This window comes from Halomonas sp. QHL1, from assembly GCF_001882345.1.
Classification (GTDB): domain Bacteria; phylum Pseudomonadota; class Gammaproteobacteria; order Pseudomonadales; family Halomonadaceae; genus Vreelandella.
The window spans coordinates 3,599,423-3,615,954 of the sequence record NZ_MINL01000001.1; the positions used below are offsets into that span (position 1 = coordinate 3,599,423).

Here is a 16,532-nt window from a genome sequence, read left to right on the forward strand (position 1 = left end):
ATTGAGCAATTTCTTTGAGAAAGCTAAACGCAGTATTCTACGCTGAACAGACGACTTACTTGAAGGAGCGACGATAGTGCCCAGCGAAACTAGTCTAAAGAATCTTGATTTAACCTTGTTGGCTCAGCGGCTGGGGCGACTGTGTAAGCAGTTGGATGTAGAGGTGACCGCCGCTGAATCATGTACGGGGGGCGGCATTGCCAGCGCAATTACCGGGGTGGCGGGGAGCTCTGACTACTTTACGACTGGCTATGTGACCTATGCGAATGCCGCTAAAACGCGCTTACTGGGGGTGCCGGAGGCCACGCTGGCCGAACACGGTGCAGTAAGCAAAGAGGTGGTTAATGCCATGGTGGTAGGCGCCTGCCGAGAAAGTGGTGCGGGTTTAGCCGTTGCCGTTAGCGGTGTGGCCGGGCCTGATGGTGGCAGTGATACGAAACCGGTGGGTACCGTTTGGTTGGCCTGGGGCGATACCGCTGACCAGGAGGCCGAATGCTTCCACTTTCCTGGTGACCGCCAAGCAGTGCGAGAGCAGGCCGTGCGTCAGGCCTTGGTGGGGCTGGTGGCGCGCCTGAATGAGCGCGAGAAGTTGAGCAAGACAAAACAGCCGTAAGAAAATAGTTGTGAGAAAGCGCGATCAATGATTTGTTTACGGCACAATCTTTGGCATACTACTGGCTAATTATACAGCTTGTTATGAGGAATCTCTGAATGGCTCAGGATGACAACCGCACTAAAGCGCTAAACGCAGCACTCACCCAAATCGACCGTCAGTTCGGCAAGGGCACCGTTATGCGTCTAGGCGACGCGCCGCGTGTAGTCATGCCGTCGGTTTCCACCGGTTCATTGGGTCTGGATATCGCTCTCGGCATCGGCGGCCTGCCGTTTGGTCGTGTGTGCGAAATCTTTGGCCCAGAATCGTCGGGTAAAACGACCCTGACCCTTTCGGTGATTGCTCAGGCGCAAAAGCAGGGCAAAGTGTGTGCCTTCGTAGATGCCGAGCACGCCCTTGACCCCAGCTACGCAGAAAAGCTGGGCGTTAACCTGGATGACCTGCTGGTTTCCCAGCCAGACACCGGCGAGCAGGCACTGGAAATTACCGACATGCTGGTACGCTCCGGCGGTGTTGATGTGATTGTTATTGACTCGGTCGCAGCTCTAACGCCCCGCGCTGAAATCGAAGGCGAAATGGGCGACTCTCACGTCGGCCTACAGGCGCGTTTGATGTCCCAGGCGCTGCGTAAAATCACCGGTAATATCAAAAACGCCAACTGTCTGGTGATCTTTATCAACCAGATCCGCATGAAGATCGGCGTCATGTTTGGTTCGCCAGAAACCACTACGGGCGGTAACGCGCTTAAGTTTTACGCGAGTGTGCGCCTGGATATTCGACGTACCGGCTCGGTTAAAGTCGGCGACGAAGTGACCGGTAACGAAACCCGCGTGAAAGTGGTCAAAAATAAGGTGGCACCGCCATTCCGTCAGGCTGAATTCCAGATTCTTTACGGCAAGGGTATCTACCACGCCGGTGAGGTCATCGACCTGGGCGTGCAGTGCAACCTGGTCGACAAAGCCGGTGCCTGGTACAGCTATAAAGGTAAGAAAATCGGCCAGGGTAAAGCCAATTCAGCGCTGTATCTGGAAGAGCACCCGGACATTATGCTCGAAATCGAAACGCAGATTCGTGAGCAGCTCCTGGCCAAGCCCGATCCTAAGAAGGAGAAGGATGACGCGCCTGCCGAGGCAGCAGCAGAGTTGGATGCGGGTGATGACGATCTGCTTTAAGACGATTTTAGCTAAGCCGATTCTGTCTAAGCTGATTTTGTCTAAAGCAAGCTGATGGCATTCACCTCCCAGCGTGATGCCACGCCCCGTGATATCGCCATTGGCTTGCTGGCTCGGCGCGAATACTCCCGCGCCGAGCTTGCCCAGCGACTGAAGAAAAAAGCCTTCGACGATGCCGCTATTGATGAGTGCTTGGACGCCTTGGTTGAACAAGGGCTGCAGTCCGACGCTCGCTTTGCGGCCAGTTTCGTGCGCTCGCGCATTCTGCGTGGCCAAGGCGTGATTCGTATTAAAGGCGAGTTGCGCCAACGCGGCGTTGACCAGGAAACCCTTAATACCGCTTTTGAAGAGGTGGAGGAGGGCGAGCAGGTCGACTGGTTTGAGCTAGCCCGGGAAACCCTGGCGCGGCGTTTTGATAGCCCCGGTGAGACACCCAAGGAGCGCGCTCGTCGCGAACGCTTTCTCGCCAGTCGCGGCTTCGATTTTGAACAAATTCGCTACGCGCTCTCTTGTCTTTGATGCTTTTTTTCCAACCTGTAAAACTCCCCCTCTTACATTTCTAATTGCGCTCTAATACGCTTGTTTATCTGGTTGTTCACATAGCGGTTTGCCTCTCTGCCACTAAGTGCGGCTTTAGTCGTTTGACAACTGCGCTATAATGGCTGCTTTGCGACCCCTGAGGGTAGCGGTGACAGCGCCCTGGGACATCACGCTTTCTTGTTACGGATACCCTATGAAAAGCGCAGAGATTAGACAGGCCTTTCTCTCTTTCTTCGAAGAGCAGGGGCATACCATTGTACCCACTAGCTCCTTAGTGCCGGGCAACGACCCGACGCTACTGTTTACCAATGCCGGCATGGTGCCGTTTAAAGATGTGTTTCTGGGCCGCGACCCGCGCCCTTACGTGCGCGCCACCTCTGCGCAGCGCTGCGTTCGTGCGGGCGGAAAGCATAACGACTTAGACAACGTCGGCTATACCGCACGTCACCACACTTTCTTTGAAATGCTGGGTAACTTCAGCTTTGGTGACTACTTCAAGCGCGACGCCATTCGCTTTGCCTGGGTGTTTTTAACTGAAACGCTGGGACTCCCCAAAGACAAGCTGTGGGTAACGGTTCATATCAGCGATGATGAAGCTGAGCGCATCTGGAAAGATGAAATCGGCATCGACCCTGAACGCTTCTCCAAGCTGGATGAAGATAACTTCTGGCAGATGGGCGACACAGGACCCTGTGGTCCCAGCTCGGAAATCTTCTTCGACCACGGTCCCGAGGTATGGGGTGGCCCGCCGGGCAGCCCGGAAGAGGATGGCGATCGCTATATCGAAATCTGGAATTTGGTGTTCATGCAGTTTGATCGCGATGCCCAGGGCACGCTCAATCCGCTGCCCAAGCCCTCCATCGATACCGGTATGGGGCTGGAGCGTGTCGCTGCCGTCATGCAGGGCGTGCACTCCAACTACGAAATCGACCTGTTCCAGAACCTGTTGCAAGCCGCTGCTAAAGCCACTGGTCACCCTGATACCGCCACGCCTTCGCTGCGCGTAATTGCCGACCATATCCGTTCCTGCGCCTTCCTGATTGCCGATGGCGTGCTGCCTTCCAACGAAGGGCGCGGCTATGTACTGCGTCGGATCATTCGCCGCGCGATTCGGCACGGCCATAAGCTGGGCGCAGTAGAGCCGTTCTTCCACAAGCTGGTTGAGGCGCTGGATGCAGAGATGGGCGATGCCTATGCGGAATTGCGTGAAGCGAGCGATCAAATCGCCCGTGTACTGCTGAAAGAAGAAGAGCAGTTCGCGCGCACCTTAGACCACGGTATGGGGCTCTTGAATGCGGCCCTGGCCGAACTCGATGGCAAGGTGCTGCCGGGTGAGACGGTGTTTAAGCTTTACGACACCTACGGCTTTCCCTTCGATCTCACCGCCGACGTCTGTCGTGAACGCGGCGTTACCCTGGACGAAGATGGCTTTCAGCAGGCGTTAGAGGCCCAGCGTGAACGCGCACGGGCGGCCAGCCAGTTCGGCGCCGACTACAGCGCCTCCATTGAATTGGAGGGTGAGACGGCCTTCACTGGCTACGACCGCTTGGAAGATCAGGCCAAGGTAACGGCGCTGGTCGACAGTGAAGGCAATGCACTGGCCGCGCTGGAAGCGGGGCAGAAGGGCGTCGTGGTACTAGACCGCACGCCGTTTTACGGCGAGTCGGGCGGCCAGGTGGGCGATACCGGTTACCTGTATGTCGACGGCGGCCGTTTCCAGGTCACCGATACCCAAAAGCAGAGCGGGCATCACCTTCACCAGGGCATGATGGTCGAAGGCTCGCTAAGCGTCGGTGCCAGCGTGCGCGGCGAAGTGGATGCCAGTCTACGCACAGCCACTATCCGCAATCACTCGGCCACCCACCTGCTGCATAAAGCGCTACGCATGGTGTTGGGTGATCACGTGCAGCAGAAAGGCTCGTTGGTTAACGCCGAGCGCCTGCGCTTCGACTTTAGCCACTTTGAGCCGATGACCGCCGAACAGCTGGCGGAAGTCGAGCGGCTGGTCAACGAACAGATTCTGGCTAATGCGCCGACCAAGATCGAGCAGATGAGCCTGGATCAAGCCAAGGCCAAGGGCGCAGCGGCGCTGTTTGAGGCCAAGTACGCCGAGAACGTGCGCGTGCTGACCATTGGTGCTGACGACTTCTCCATCGAGTTGTGTGGTGGTACCCACGTGGCACGCAGTGGCGATATTGGTTGCTGTCATGTGATGAGCGAAGTGGGCATTGCTTCCGGCGTGCGCCGTATCGAAGCGATCACCGGCGAAAATGCGCTGGCCTACTTCCGCGAGCAGGAAGCCCGCCTTGAGCGCTTGGGCGAGCGTTTGAAGACCAAGCCCGAGCAGGTCGAAGCACGGGTAGAATCACTGGTTGAGCGTAACCGTAGCCTGGAAAAAGAGCTTGAGCAGATGAAGGCTAAGCTGGCCAGCGCGGCGGGTAGCGATATGCTCAGTCAGGTGCAGGAGATTAACGGCGTTAAGCTGCTGGCGACGCAGCTGGATGGCGTGTCTGGCAAAGATCTGCGCGGCGTGCTTGATCAGCTTAAGAACAAGCTAAACTCTGGGGTGATTATCCTCGGCGTTGCCGACCAGGCGGCGGGCAAAGTGAGTCTGATCGCCGGGGTAACCCAAGATCTGACCGGCCGAGTGAAAGCCGGTGAACTGGTTAACCATGTTGCCTCCCAGGTGGGAGGGAAGGGCGGCGGCCGCCCCGATATGGCCCAGGCGGGAGGTAGTCAACCCGACGCCCTGCCGGATGCGTTGAACAGCGTCCCAGCATGGTTGGAAAACGCGCTTAGCTAAACCATAAGGCCGGTGGCATTATTGTCACCGGCCTTATTTGTGACAATTTCACCCTCCATTCCCGAACGCATAGGAAAAACGGCATATGGCACTATACGTACAGAAGTTCGGCGGCACTTCGGTGGGCTCTGTCGAGCGTATCAAGGCCGTAGCGGAAAAGGTTAAGGGCTTCCGCGATCAAGGCCACCAGGTAGTGGTCGTGGTCTCCGCCATGAGCGGCGAAACTAATCGACTTACCGATATGGCGCAGGCGCTTAACGAAGACCCCGCGCCGCGCGAGATGGATATGCTGCTGTCGACCGGTGAGCAGGTGACTATTTCACTGCTTGCTATGGCGCTTCAGCAAATCGGTGTGCCAGCCACTTCGCACACTGGCGCCCAGGTAGGCATCCACACCGATAGCGCCTATACCAAGGCGCGTATCCAGCGCATTGAAACCGAAGACCTGAAGGCCGACCTGGAAGCTGGGCAGGTAGTGGTCGTGGCCGGGTTCCAAGGGGTTGATGATGACGGCAATATCACTACCCTGGGCCGCGGCGGTTCCGACACCACGGGTGTGGCGCTAGCCGCCGCGCTGGGTGCCGATGAGTGCCAGATTTATACCGATGTTGACGGGGTATACACCACCGACCCCCGCGTATGCTCCAAAGCTCAGCGCTTAACGAGCATCACCGTCGAAGAGATGCTGGAACTGGCCAGTCTCGGCTCTAAAGTGCTGCAGATCCGCGCGGTAGAGTTTGCCGGTAAGTACAACGTACCCCTGCGGGTGCTGTCGAGCTTTGAAGATGGCCCCGGTACCCTAATTGTTGCAGAAGCCGACCAAGACGAGGACGCTATGGAAGAACCACTGATCTCCGGTATCGCCTTTACCAAGAATGAAGCAAAATTAACCCTGCTTAATACGCCGGATGTGCCGGGCGTGGCATCGCGTATTCTGGGCCCGATTGCCGATGCCAATATCGAAGTCGATATGATCGTGCAGAACGTGGCGCCAGCCGGTGACTATACCGACTTTACCTTTACGGTTGCCAAGGGCGATTACAAAGCTACTAAGAAACTGCTTGAAGAGACGGTGATCCCTGATCTGGGCGGCGGTGAGCTGCGTGGCGATGACAATATCGCTAAGGTTTCTTTAGTGGGTGTTGGCATGCGTTCTCACGCGGGTGTAGCGTCAAAAATGTTCCGCGTACTAGCCGATGAAAACGTCAATATCCGTATGGTTTCCACCTCTGAGATCAAAATTTCGGTCGTTATTGATGAGAAACATATGGAACTTGCCGTTAACGCATTACACAAAGCTTTTGGTTTAGATAAGGCAGATATCGAATCTGAATAACATTTATGCCTTAAACCTTCTACGCTGAGGGGGTACTTGCTGCCGTGTGGTGGTGAGCTTTCTTTCAACGGGAGGTATAAGGTGTCATGGAGCCGGAGTGATTGGTGACAGGCAGCACTATGCCGCATAATGGCTTGGTGTTGCCTCCGGCTGACATATCCCGTTGCATAAAACGACTGAAAAGGAGATCAGCCATGCTCATCCTAACTCGCCGTGTTGGCGAAACCCTGATGATCGGTGATGAAATCACCGTCACCGTGCTAGGTGTGAAAGGCAATCAAGTACGTATTGGCGTAAATGCGCCTAAAGACGTAGCAGTTCATCGTGAAGAGATTTACCAGCGTATTCAGCGTGAACGAAACAGTGAAAACGAAGTGGAATAAGACTTGCGGGCTCGCACGATGAAACGATGCTTAAAGCGTAAGCTTAGTTGTAAGATATGGCCGGTGCGAAAAAAAATCCGTAGAAGACTAGACACAAGAAGGCTAAATCGGTAATATTCGCGCCGTGCCGTTGAGGAGAGGTGGCCGAGTGGCTGAAGGCGCTCCCCTGCTAAGGGAGTATAGGGTTTATAGCCCTATCGAGGGTTCGAATCCCTCTCTCTCCGCCAATCGCATGGCCAGTACTTAGTTAGTAAGTATGCGGTCACAAGGTATGCGCCCGTAGCTCAGCTGGATAGAGTACCTGACTACGAATCAGGGGGTCGGAGGTTCGAATCCTCCCGGGCGCGCCACCTTCTTGATACTTGTTAGTAATCTAGTAGCAGCCGATGTGGTTGCAAAGTGTCAGGATCAGTAAAAGTTAGCCGCAACATCACGCGCCCGTAGCTCAGCTGGATAGAGTACCTGACTACGAATCAGGGGGTCGGAGGTTCGAATCCTCCCGGGCGCGCCAGATTCCAAAACCCGCTCTCTTATTTAGAGCGGGTTTTCTGTTTCCAGCCTGACCACCAGTTTCCAGCCTGACCGGAAGTAGCTCGCGCCCCGGTCTTGCGATCGTGTGTAGCGCCCCCGCTTTGCGGTAGGGCGCTTTTTTTTGCCTGTTAAATGGGTGGCTGCGACAGAGGGGTTAAACCAGTACGGCGTGCTGTTCGTCGACGACGAGGCTGTCGAGCAGTTGATCTAGCTCGGTGAGGCGCTTTACGCGCTGAAAATTCTGCTCAGCTTCACTGCTGCCTTGGCGCATTTGCGCGAGCCACTGCTTTACCAGCGAGACCACGACGCGGTCTGGTAGTTTTTGGCGCTGTAGAGCGGCGTACTCTTTGAGCACATTGGCGCGCATCGCCCAGTTGCTTTCAGGCAGCCGCTCGCCGGTTCGCAGCCAATGGCGAATGCGTGGTGCCAACCAAGGGTCGGCCAGTGCGCTGCGCCCCAGCATTACGTCGCGACATCCTGACAGGGTGCGGGCCTTCCAGTAATCTTCCAGCGTCCAGATATCGCCATTGGCGACAACCGGAATGCTCACCTGGCGGCGAATTTTGCCGATCCACTCCCAGTGCGCTGGAGGGCGGTAGCCCTCGTCTCGGGTGCGCGCATGCACCACCAGCTGTGCGGCACCACCTGCTTCGGTGGCTTGGGCGCAGGCCACCGCTAAGCGGCGGTTAGCGAAGCCCAGGCGAATCTTGGCGGTCACGGGGATTTCCCCGTCTAAAGCGTCGTGAACGGCTTTAACCGCGTTATAGACGCGATCAGGCTGGCGTAGCAAAGAAGCTCCGCCATCGTGCCGGTTAACAAGTTTGGCAGGGCAGCCGAAATTAAGGTCGACGCTTACCGCGCCTAAACTAAGCGCCTGGCGCGCGTTGGCCGCCAGGGCGGCTGGGTCAGAGCCCAGCAGCTGTAAATGCACCGGAATACCGCTCGGCGTGGCCACAGGCGGTTGCGTCAGTTCGGGGCAGTGCTTATAAAACACTCTGGGTGGCAGGCGGGCATCAACCACGCGGACAAACTCGGTGACCGTCCAGTCGAACCCGGCATGACGGGTTAACAGATCACGAGTCAGAGCGTCGATTACACCTTCCATCGGGGCTAGGCCGATTCTGCCGTTATGTAGTAAATTAACAACCATGACTTCCACTATCGCGCCATTGCATTCTATTCTAGGTGTGGCAGGTTAGTGTATTCCCCTTACTGCGCCAAGCGCCTTTCACCGTATTGGCCTAATCATGTGCGTATAAAAGTACTTGAACTGTAATTGAAAAGCAGGAGAGCGCCTTATGCAGGATCTAGGACTATTGCAAGATGGGTTGGCATTGATGGCGCTCGGCATGGGCGTAGTGTTTGTTTTTCTTACTATTTTGGTTATTAGCGTTACGCTGATGTCGAAGCTTATAGGGCGTTTTCAACCCGTTCCCGTCGCGGTTGATACGGGTAAGAAATCGTCGCAAGCTTCGGCCCCTTCTGCTCAAAGTGACGAGGTCATGGCAGTGATCAGTGCTGCAGTGCACCGTTACCGCTCAACGCGGCGTCGCTAACTTTCTCAATTTTTTTCATTTCAGCCCTCTTTTGGCTATTTTTTTGTTATTTTTACTACAAACTTACAACTCTACTACTGTGAGCCAAGACCATGAACGAAATAAAACGCCCTCTAGGCATTACTGATGTCGTGCTGCGCGATGCCCATCAATCGCTATTTGCCACGCGTATGCGCCTGGACGATATGCTGCCGATCGCAGAAAAGCTTGATCGCGTTGGCTACTGGTCACTGGAAACCTGGGGTGGGGCCACTTATGACGCCTGCATTCGTTATTTGGGCGAAGATCCGTGGGAGCGCATTCGTGCTTTAAAAGAGGCCATGCCCAATACGCCTCAAGCCATGCTGCTACGCGGCCAGAACCTGCTGGGTTACCGTCACTACGCCGATGACGTTGTCGATAAGTTCGTTGAGCGGGCGAAAACTAATGGCGTTGACGTCTTCCGTGTCTTTGATGCCATGAATGATCCACGCAATCTCGAACGCGCCATTCAGGCAGTGCGTAACGTGGAAGGCCATGCCCAGGGCACTATTTCTTACACTGTAAGCCCGGTACATACCCTGGATAGCTGGGTCGATCTCGCTAAAACCATTGCCGGTTTAGGCGCGGATTCATTGGCTATCAAGGATATGGCGGGGCTATTAACGCCCTATACGGCGTTCGACTTGGTCACGCGGCTCAAGAAAGAACTATCGATACCGGTGCACCTGCACTGCCACGCCACTACCGGCCTCTCTACATCGACTATTTTGAAAGCGGTAGAGGCGGGTATCGATAACGTCGATACCTCGATCTCATCCATGTCGATGACCTATGGCCACAGCCCCACCGAATCAGTGGTGGCGATGCTCAAAGACACCGGTCGCGATACAGGGTTGGATCTTGAGCTGCTGGAAGATATTGCCGGATACTTCCGCGAAGTACGTAAGAAGTACGCCGCCTTTGAAGGCTCGCTGCGTGGTATTGATTCGCGCATCCTGATTGCTCAGGTGCCTGGCGGCATGCTGACCAATATGGAAGGCCAGCTGAAAGAGCAGGGCGCGGGCGATAAGCTGGATGACGTACTAAGCGAAATTCCCCGCGTGCGCGAAGATCTTGGCTTTATTCCGCTGGTGACGCCGACCTCGCAAATCGTTGGCACCCAGGCGGTGATGAACGTGATGATGGGCGAGCGCTACAAGTCGATCTCTAAGGAAGTCCAGGCGCTACTCAAAGGCGAATATGGCGCTGCTCCTGCGCCCTTTAACGCCGAGCTCCAAAAGCGCGTGTTGGAAGGCGGTGAGCCAATTACCTGCCGCCCGGCGGATAACCTCTCACCGGAAATGGATAGACTGGCCACCGAGCTGAAAGAGAAAGCCAGCGATGAAGGCATCCGTTTGGCCGAAGGCAAGCGCGAAGTCGATGATGTGCTGACCTATGCGCTGTTTCCCCAGATTGGTTTGAAGTTTCTTAAGAACCGCGATAATCCCGACGCCTTTGAGCCCGTACCCCAGGCAGCAGAAGCCAACGCTGAAAAGGCGCCCGCCAAGGAGGAAAGCAAAGCACCGGTGGCTAGTAGTGGCCCGGAAACCTACACGGTTAAACTCAACGGCAAAGCTTTCGTGGTGGAAGTTTCTGAAGGCGGTGAGCTAGGGGAGGTGCAAGAGCAAACTGCTGCAGCCAGTGCTAACGCACCCGCAGAAGAAGCGCCTGCTCCCAGTGGAGAAAGCATTGATGCACCGCTGGCGGGCAATATTTTCAAGGTCAATGTGCGCCCCGGCGATAAAGTCGCTGAAGGTGATGTCGTCATCATCCTCGAAGCAATGAAAATGGAAACCGAAGTGCGTGCTAGCAGCGCAGGCACTGTGTCTAAGGTTAACGTCAGCGAGGGCGACAGCGTAGCCGTAGGCGACACGTTGATCGAGCTCTAAGGGCCCAGTAATGGATAAATTAGTAACGTTATGGGAAGGCTCTGGGCTGTATAACCTCGAACTGGGTCAAGCCGTTATGATCCTGGTCGGGCTTGGACTGCTCTACCTGGCCATTTATAAGAAGTTTGAGCCACTGCTGCTGGTGCCGATTGGCTTTGGCGGCATTCTGGCTAACATCCCTGAAGCGGGGCTAGCGATTTCAGCGCTAGACCAAGCGATTGAGGTGGCAAAGCCGGCGGTGCTGCAGCAGATGGCGGTAGCGTTGGGCGCTACCCTTGATCCATTGGCAAACGCAGAGGCATGGAGGGAATCGCTAAAAGTGATTGCCCAAGATCCCGCTGCGCCGGATCAGGTGCGAGCCGCGAAAGATATCGCCATGAATGTGGGTTACGGCGACGGCATGCTCTACAGCTTCTATAGCGTAGCGATTGCCTCGGGTATTGCCCCGCTGATTATCTTTATGGGCGTGGGCGCCATGACCGATTTCGGCCCCTTGCTGGCCAACCCACGCACGCTATTTTTAGGCGCGGCCGCTCAGTTTGGTATTTTTGCCACCCTGTTTGGCGCTGTAGTGCTCAGCTCGATGGGGATTATGGACTTCTCACTTAATCAGGCCGCCGCCATTGGTATTATTGGCGGTGCTGATGGCCCGACCTCCATCTATGTCGCCAGCGTGTTGGCGCCGGAGCTGCTGGGGGCTATCGCCGTGGCCGCCTACGCCTATATGGCGCTGGTACCGCTGATTCAGCCGCCGATTATGCGTCTTTTGACCACCCAAAAAGAGCGTCAAATCAAGATGACGCAGCTGCGGCCGGTCTCCAAGCTGGAAAAAGTGGTCTTCCCGCTGGTGCTGTTGATATTGGTCGCGCTGTTTCTACCCGATGCAGCACCGCTACTAGGCATGTTCTGTTTCGGTAATTTGATGCGCGAATGTGGCGTGGTCGAGCGCCTGTCGGATACTGCGCAGAATGCCCTGATCAATATCGTCACCATCATCCTCGGTCTGTCGGTGGGTTCCAAGCTGATGGCCGAGAGCTTCCTGTCGTTTGAGACGCTGGGGATCATAGGCTTGGGTATTGTCGCCTTCGGAATCGGCACGGCCGCGGGGGTGTTGATGGCCAAGCTGATGAACCTGATGAGCAAAATGCCCATCAACCCATTGATCGGTGCCGCAGGGGTTTCCGCAGTACCTATGGCAGCACGGGTGGCTAACAAGGTGGGGCTTGAATCCAACCCGCATAACTTCTTGCTGATGCACGCCATGGGCCCCAATGTGGCCGGGGTCATTGGTTCGGCAGTAGCCGCTGGGGTAATGATTAAATACTTGGGTTAACTAGTCCTCTGCCGTCAACGACATAGGGATGTCATTGCGAACGTAGTGAAGCAATCTGGGGTTGGTTCTCAGTGTAGGCTTGAGATTGCTTCGTCGCAGGCTCCTCGCAATGACCGGTGAGTGTCATCGCGAGCGAAGTGCGGCGATCTCGGTTTTGTTTGCCACCGCAGGACGAGATTGCCGCGTCGCAAGCTCCTCGCAATGACATATGGGGTCCTTTCGCTCTGCTGCGTCATGCCTTTGGTGCAGCGAGAACCTCAATAGCATTTTTTAAGCGGTTTTCTAGTGGGGCAAGGTCGAGCGGGCAGTCCCGTGGCCAGCCAATGGTCAGGCGCACGCCATCGCCATCGTAGTCGGCTTGCTCAATCGGAATGTCGCGTTCTTCGCACCAGGCGCGGGCAATCGCTTCGTTGGCAAAGGTGAGTCGCAGAGTATAGATATCGCGCTCAATCACTTCCCTGGTAGGCAGCGTCTCAAGGGAATGGCTAACTGCCTGGGCATAGGCGCGGGCTAATCCGCCGGTGCCAAGCTTGGTGCCGCCAAAATAACGAATGACCACACAGCCGATCTGGCCCAGTTGGCTACCCTGGAGAACCTGATACATGGGACGGCCAGCGGTGCCGCCAGGCTCGCCATCATCGGAAAAGCCAATCAAGTTTTGCTCGCCGGGTGGCCCGGCAATATAGGCAGTGCAGTGGTGGCTGGCATTAGGGTGCGCGGTTCTCGCCGCATTCAGCAGGTTAGTGAATGCGTTGATATCGGGGGCGTGGCAGACCCAGGTGATAAATTGGCTCTTTTCTACTTCAATGTCAGCCGTATGCCATGACGCAGGGGATAGCTCGGGAACCCAATAGCGCATTAATGCTCCGTGAAGGTATGCTTACTTTTCTGACAAGCTCTTGGATGTGGTTCGACACCCATTACCATACCGAGCACCTGAATATCCCGGTTGTGCAAAAATAGCGCTGGCTGCAATGCATCCTCTGGCCATAGCTCCACGCCGAAGCGGCTGATAGAGAGCTGTCTCAAGGCGACTGTTTGTTGGTTAATTTCGGCAACGGCAGTTTCTGTCTGGGTATCGTGTTGATAGCGACGGATAATAATGACATCGCCATCGAACAAGTTGCAATCACACAGTGCGTTGCCGCGCACTTTGAGCGCATAGGTGTTGTGTCGGGTTACGCTAGGCGCCATCGCGTATGGACGCGGTGCAGGTTGTCTACGGCCGAACGTAGCGCTAGGTGCTGCCATCGATAGGGTCATTAGGGAATCTCCATTGCATGTTCTTTCATACAGTGGTTTTCATTGTAGACCTGTTTTTGCATACAGTGCTAGAGATAATTAGTCTTACGCCATATTGATGGAGATCATGCTGCGACCCAGCGCCGCATTGTGTGAGTGGCGAGAAAGGGGCTTTACGTGTAGAGTTCGACGCGAAATCAATATGCCTGGAGAGACGCTTGAGCCTGTGTCTACAAGCCCGACAGCTTGCCTGTGAACGCGACGATCGTTGGCTGTTTCAAGGCTTGGATCTTGATATTCGCAGCGGCGAAATTGTGCGTATTGAAGGGCCCAATGGCAGTGGTAAAACCAGCCTGCTGAAGATTCTCTCCGGGCAGCTCAGCGACTATCAGGGCGAGCTGTTCTGGAATGGCGCTGCGATGAACGAGGCGCGTGAACATTTTCTGGCAAATTTGCTCTATTTAGGACACGCCCCAGGCATTAAATCAGGGCTTTCCCCGTTAGAAAATTTAGCCTGGTATCAGGCGTTAAGCGGTGAGAGCGGTAATGAAGAGCAGCGCCTGGATGCCCTTGAAGGGGTTGGTTTGGCAGGCTTTGAAGACGTACCCGCCGGGCAACTCTCGGCAGGTCAGCAGCGCCGTGTAGCGCTGGCGCGCTTAACGCTAACACCGCGCGCGCTCTGGGTGCTGGATGAACCTTTCACTGCGATTGATCGCTACGGCGTCGCCGATCTAGAAAAACAGCTTGTTGCCCACGCTCAGGCGGGCGGCTGCGTGCTAGTAACGACACATCACGAGTTAACCGCTTCACCGTTGTTGAGACGGATATCCCTAGGGTAGAAGGAGAAAGGGTTGCACAGCTCTTTACACGACGCTTCACAAAGCTCTTTACACGGTTCAGACACCACCCAACAGGTTTCAGCAGTGCTACTGCGTGAGCATAAGGGTGGGTTAATGACCGCTGTGAAAGCCACGCTAGAGCGTGACTTAACGCTGTTGCTGAGACGCCGTGGCGAAGTGCTCAACCCGCTGGTGTTTTTTGCCCTGGTGATCACTCTGTTTCCGATCGCTATTTCGCCTGACCCAGAGCTGTTAGCGGTGATTGCGCCAGGTTTGCTGTGGGTGGCAGCCTTGTTAGCTGCGCTGCTTTCACTGGATAGCCTGTTTCGTAGCGATTATGACGACGGCAGTCTGGAGCAACTGCTGTTGGCGCCGCAGCCGTTAGTCGCGCTTAGTTTGGCCAAAGTGGCCGTGCACTGGCTGCTGACGGGCTTACCGTTGGCGCTGATGGCGCCGATGTTGGGTATTATGCTGGCGCTGCCTGCGGGTAGCTACGCCATATTGGCGCTGTCGCTTGCCCTGGGTACGGCAAGCTTGAGTTTGATTGGCGCGATTGGCGCGGCGCTAACCGTCGGCTTGGCGCGGGGCGGGGTGCTGCTCTCGCTGCTGGTGCTGCCTCTGTATATTCCGGTACTTATTTTTGGCGCAGGTGCGGTGCAGGCGGCCATTTTCGGAGACGGTGTCTCCGCACATTTGGCTATCCTGGGCGCGCTGCTCGCCGCCTCACTTATGTTAGCGCCGTGGGCGATTGCCGCATCGCTGCGTATCAGTATTAACGGTTAAGGACAGGACACGCTATGTGGGCCTTTATACACAAACTGGGATCACCCAAGTGGTTCTACGCCATTAGTGCCAAATTACAGCCCTGGTTTTGGGCCGCGGCGGTGCTATTGCTGGTCACTGGCTCGCTATGGGGGCTGGCGTTTGCCCCGGCGGATTATCAGCAGGGCAACAGCTTCCGGATCATTTATGTTCACGTGCCGGCGGCATTTTTAGCCCAGTCCATTTTTATCGCCATGGCGGTGTCTGGGCTGGTGTTTATGGTCTGGAAAATTAAAGTCGCCGATATGGCGGCGGCGGTGATGGCACCTCTTGGTGCGGCCATGACCTTTGTCGCGCTGTTTTCCGGCGCAGTATGGGGCGTGCCCACCTGGGGAACCTGGTGGATGTGGGATGCACGGCTAACTTCCATGCTGATCCTGCTGTTTTTGTACTTGGGTGTCATTGCCTTGCGCGGCGCTTTTACCAGCCGTGATAGCGCCTCACGGGCAGCCTCGGTGTTGGCTATGGTGGGAGTGATCAATATTCCCATCATCAAATACTCGGTGGACTGGTGGTACACCCTTCACCAGCCGGCTTCATTTACGCTGACCTCGCGCCCGACCATGCCTACCGAAATGTGGCTGCCTCTGGTGATTATGGTGCTGGGTTTCTACAGCTTTTTTATTGCCTTGACGCTGATGCGCACACGCAGCGAAATTTTGCGCCGCGAAGCTAACAAACGCTGGGTACAGGATCTGGTTAAAGGCCAGGTAGTGAACGCACAGGCGGAGGAGGCCCGCTAATGGCATTTGACTCATTTTCCGAATTTCTCGCCATGGGTGGTCACGCGCCTTATGTATGGTCTGCCTGGGGTGTGACAGCGCTACTGCTGCTCGCCACCGTATGGCATGCGCGTGCTGAACAGCGACAACTGCTCAAAGGCTTGAAACGCCGCGCAAGACGCGCAAACAGCGCAAGGGGGAACGTCCAATGACGCCTAAACGTAAACAGAAGCTCTTTATTATTCTGGGCCTTGTGTCGCTGGCAGCGATTGCCGTGGGGCTAACCCTGTACGCGCTGCGCGCTAACATTAATCTGTTTTTTAGCCCGGTGCAGATCGCCCAGGGCGATGCACCCATGGAGCGGCAAATTCGCGCCGGTGGCATGGTTAAAGAGGGCTCTGTCTCCCGAGACCCCGAAAGCCTGGACGTCGAATTTACCGTCACCGATTACGTAGATGACCTGGAGGTCTACTACAGCGGCATCCTGCCCGACCTGTTCCGCGAAGGCCAAGGCGTGGTGGTAGTCGGTGAGCTTCAGGCCGATGGACGCTTGTATGCCGACAAGGTGCTTGCACGCCACGACGAGAACTATATGCCCCCCGAAGTCGCTCAGGCGCTCGAAGAAGCGGGCTACTCGCCCGCCGACTACCAGGCCAAAGCCGCCGAAGTGGGTAAACGCCTGGACGAAGAAGGCGTTCCCCAGGCAAGCGAATACTAGGGTAGAAAGCCC

General features: G+C 55.9%; 17 protein-coding genes and 3 tRNA genes. 17 read left to right on the forward strand and 3 right to left on the reverse strand.

Features of this window, described 5'->3' with window-relative positions; genetic code table 11:
* Positions 1 to 73 precede the first annotated feature (73 nt).
* From QHL1GM_RS16485 to QHL1GM_RS16525, 9 genes are all read left to right on the forward strand, one after another.
* On the forward strand, positions 74 to 613 hold the full coding sequence (locus QHL1GM_RS16485; RefSeq protein ID WP_071695441.1) for a CinA family protein: 540 nt from the start codon (positions 74 to 76) through the stop codon (positions 611 to 613).
* Positions 614 to 711: 98 nt separating this feature from the next.
* Positions 712 to 1,785, forward strand: a complete 1,074-nt coding sequence (gene recA, locus QHL1GM_RS16490; RefSeq protein ID WP_071695442.1) for a recombinase RecA — start codon at positions 712 to 714, stop codon at positions 1,783 to 1,785.
* 54 nt (positions 1,786 to 1,839) lie between these two features.
* Positions 1,840 to 2,304, forward strand: coding sequence for a regulatory protein RecX (locus QHL1GM_RS16495; protein ID WP_071695443.1), 465 nt, complete (start codon positions 1,840 to 1,842; stop codon positions 2,302 to 2,304).
* Positions 2,305 to 2,518: 214 nt separating this feature from the next.
* Positions 2,519 to 5,128: an alanine--tRNA ligase gene (gene alaS, locus QHL1GM_RS16500; protein ID WP_071695444.1), complete on the forward strand. Its 2,610-nt coding sequence runs from the start codon at positions 2,519 to 2,521 to the stop codon at positions 5,126 to 5,128.
* An 85-nt stretch (positions 5,129 to 5,213) separates the two neighbouring features.
* Positions 5,214 to 6,464, forward strand: a complete 1,251-nt coding sequence (locus QHL1GM_RS16505; protein ID WP_071695445.1) for an aspartate kinase — start codon at positions 5,214 to 5,216, stop codon at positions 6,462 to 6,464.
* Between the two features lie 194 nt (positions 6,465 to 6,658).
* Positions 6,659 to 6,847 (forward strand): carbon storage regulator CsrA, encoded by a 189-nt coding sequence (gene csrA, locus QHL1GM_RS16510; protein WP_007111501.1) that lies wholly within the window; start codon positions 6,659 to 6,661, stop codon positions 6,845 to 6,847.
* 134 nt (positions 6,848 to 6,981) lie between these two features.
* Positions 6,982 to 7,074, forward strand: a tRNA-Ser gene (locus QHL1GM_RS16515).
* Between the two features lie 46 nt (positions 7,075 to 7,120).
* Positions 7,121 to 7,197, forward strand: a tRNA-Arg gene (locus QHL1GM_RS16520).
* Between the two features lie 84 nt (positions 7,198 to 7,281).
* Positions 7,282 to 7,358, forward strand: a tRNA-Arg gene (locus QHL1GM_RS16525).
* 174 nt (positions 7,359 to 7,532) lie between these two features.
* Here the strand turns inward: QHL1GM_RS16525 and QHL1GM_RS16530 are convergent.
* Positions 7,533 to 8,528, reverse strand: a complete 996-nt coding sequence (locus QHL1GM_RS16530; RefSeq protein WP_254795322.1) for a tRNA-dihydrouridine synthase — start codon at positions 8,526 to 8,528, stop codon at positions 7,533 to 7,535.
* A 148-nt stretch (positions 8,529 to 8,676) separates the two neighbouring features.
* Between QHL1GM_RS16530 and QHL1GM_RS16535 the strand changes: the two genes are divergently transcribed.
* The 3 genes from QHL1GM_RS16535 to QHL1GM_RS16545 all read left to right on the forward strand — a co-directional run bounded on the left by QHL1GM_RS16535 (position 8,677) and on the right by QHL1GM_RS16545 (position 12,177).
* The gene (locus QHL1GM_RS16535) at positions 8,677 to 8,934 is read left to right on the forward strand and encodes an oxaloacetate decarboxylase subunit gamma (RefSeq protein ID WP_071695446.1); all 258 of its coding nucleotides are present in this window, start codon (positions 8,677 to 8,679) and stop codon (positions 8,932 to 8,934) included.
* Between the two features lie 92 nt (positions 8,935 to 9,026).
* Complete coding sequence (oadA, locus tag QHL1GM_RS16540; RefSeq protein WP_071695447.1) at positions 9,027 to 10,844, forward strand: sodium-extruding oxaloacetate decarboxylase subunit alpha; 1,818 nt, start codon at positions 9,027 to 9,029, stop codon at positions 10,842 to 10,844.
* Positions 10,845 to 10,854: 10 nt separating this feature from the next.
* On the forward strand, positions 10,855 to 12,177 hold the full coding sequence (locus QHL1GM_RS16545) for a sodium ion-translocating decarboxylase subunit beta (RefSeq protein ID WP_071695448.1): 1,323 nt from the start codon (positions 10,855 to 10,857) through the stop codon (positions 12,175 to 12,177).
* A 232-nt stretch (positions 12,178 to 12,409) separates the two neighbouring features.
* Here QHL1GM_RS16545 and QHL1GM_RS16550 read toward each other — a convergent pair whose 3' ends face one another.
* Positions 12,410 to 13,036 (reverse strand): YigZ family protein, encoded by a 627-nt coding sequence (locus QHL1GM_RS16550; protein WP_071695449.1) that lies wholly within the window; start codon positions 13,034 to 13,036, stop codon positions 12,410 to 12,412.
* Positions 13,036 to 13,440, reverse strand: a complete 405-nt coding sequence (locus QHL1GM_RS16555) for a LexA family transcriptional regulator (RefSeq protein WP_071695450.1) — start codon at positions 13,438 to 13,440, stop codon at positions 13,036 to 13,038. The genes QHL1GM_RS16550 and QHL1GM_RS16555 overlap by 1 nt, the downstream gene beginning before the upstream one ends.
* Positions 13,441 to 13,637: 197 nt before the next feature.
* On the opposite strand from QHL1GM_RS16555, the gene ccmA reads away from it, so the two are divergent.
* From ccmA to ccmE, 5 genes are all read left to right on the forward strand, one after another.
* The gene (gene ccmA / locus QHL1GM_RS16560; RefSeq protein ID WP_071695451.1) at positions 13,638 to 14,258 is read left to right on the forward strand and encodes a cytochrome c biogenesis heme-transporting ATPase CcmA; all 621 of its coding nucleotides are present in this window, start codon (positions 13,638 to 13,640) and stop codon (positions 14,256 to 14,258) included.
* Between the two features lie 114 nt (positions 14,259 to 14,372).
* Entirely contained in the window at positions 14,373 to 15,041 is a 669-nt protein-coding gene (gene ccmB / locus QHL1GM_RS16565; RefSeq protein ID WP_254795364.1) for a heme exporter protein CcmB, read from the forward strand.
* Positions 15,042 to 15,055: 14 nt separating this feature from the next.
* The gene (locus QHL1GM_RS16570; RefSeq protein ID WP_071695452.1) at positions 15,056 to 15,823 is read left to right on the forward strand and encodes a heme ABC transporter permease; all 768 of its coding nucleotides are present in this window, start codon (positions 15,056 to 15,058) and stop codon (positions 15,821 to 15,823) included.
* Positions 15,823 to 16,014: a heme exporter protein CcmD gene (ccmD, locus tag QHL1GM_RS16575; protein WP_071695453.1), complete on the forward strand. Its 192-nt coding sequence runs from the start codon at positions 15,823 to 15,825 to the stop codon at positions 16,012 to 16,014. Before QHL1GM_RS16570 ends, ccmD begins: the two co-directional genes overlap by 1 nt.
* Complete coding sequence (ccmE, locus tag QHL1GM_RS16580) at positions 16,011 to 16,520, forward strand: cytochrome c maturation protein CcmE (RefSeq protein WP_071695454.1); 510 nt, start codon at positions 16,011 to 16,013, stop codon at positions 16,518 to 16,520. Before ccmD ends, ccmE begins: the two co-directional genes overlap by 4 nt.
* Positions 16,521 to 16,532 lie beyond the last annotated feature (12 nt).

What these genes read in the sequence shown, in the direction of transcription:
- recA (WP_071695442.1), top strand. Translation starts at nt 712, where the DNA reads ATGGCTCAGGATGACAACCGCACTAAAGCGCTAAACGCAGCACTCACC.
- QHL1GM_RS16495 (WP_071695443.1), top strand. Translation starts at nt 1,840, where the DNA reads ATGGCATTCACCTCCCAGCGTGATGCCACGCCCCGTGATATCGCCATT.
- alaS (WP_071695444.1), top strand. Translation starts at nt 2,519, where the DNA reads ATGAAAAGCGCAGAGATTAGACAGGCCTTTCTCTCTTTCTTCGAAGAG.
- QHL1GM_RS16505 (WP_071695445.1), top strand. Translation starts at nt 5,214, where the DNA reads ATGGCACTATACGTACAGAAGTTCGGCGGCACTTCGGTGGGCTCTGTC.
- csrA (WP_007111501.1), top strand. Translation starts at nt 6,659, where the DNA reads ATGCTCATCCTAACTCGCCGTGTTGGCGAAACCCTGATGATCGGTGAT.
- QHL1GM_RS16530 (WP_254795322.1), bottom strand. Translation starts at nt 8,528, where the DNA reads ATGGTTGTTAATTTACTACATAACGGCAGAATCGGCCTAGCCCCGATG.
- QHL1GM_RS16535 (WP_071695446.1), top strand. Translation starts at nt 8,677, where the DNA reads ATGCAGGATCTAGGACTATTGCAAGATGGGTTGGCATTGATGGCGCTC.
- oadA (WP_071695447.1), top strand. Translation starts at nt 9,027, where the DNA reads ATGAACGAAATAAAACGCCCTCTAGGCATTACTGATGTCGTGCTGCGC.
- QHL1GM_RS16545 (WP_071695448.1), top strand. Translation starts at nt 10,855, where the DNA reads ATGGATAAATTAGTAACGTTATGGGAAGGCTCTGGGCTGTATAACCTC.
- QHL1GM_RS16550 (WP_071695449.1), bottom strand. Translation starts at nt 13,036, where the DNA reads ATGCGCTATTGGGTTCCCGAGCTATCCCCTGCGTCATGGCATACGGCT.
- QHL1GM_RS16555 (WP_071695450.1), bottom strand. Translation starts at nt 13,440, where the DNA reads ATGACCCTATCGATGGCAGCACCTAGCGCTACGTTCGGCCGTAGACAA.
- ccmB (WP_254795364.1), top strand. Translation starts at nt 14,373, where the DNA reads ATGACCGCTGTGAAAGCCACGCTAGAGCGTGACTTAACGCTGTTGCTG.
- QHL1GM_RS16570 (WP_071695452.1), top strand. Translation starts at nt 15,056, where the DNA reads ATGTGGGCCTTTATACACAAACTGGGATCACCCAAGTGGTTCTACGCC.
- ccmD (WP_071695453.1), top strand. Translation starts at nt 15,823, where the DNA reads ATGGCATTTGACTCATTTTCCGAATTTCTCGCCATGGGTGGTCACGCG.
- ccmE (WP_071695454.1), top strand. Translation starts at nt 16,011, where the DNA reads ATGACGCCTAAACGTAAACAGAAGCTCTTTATTATTCTGGGCCTTGTG.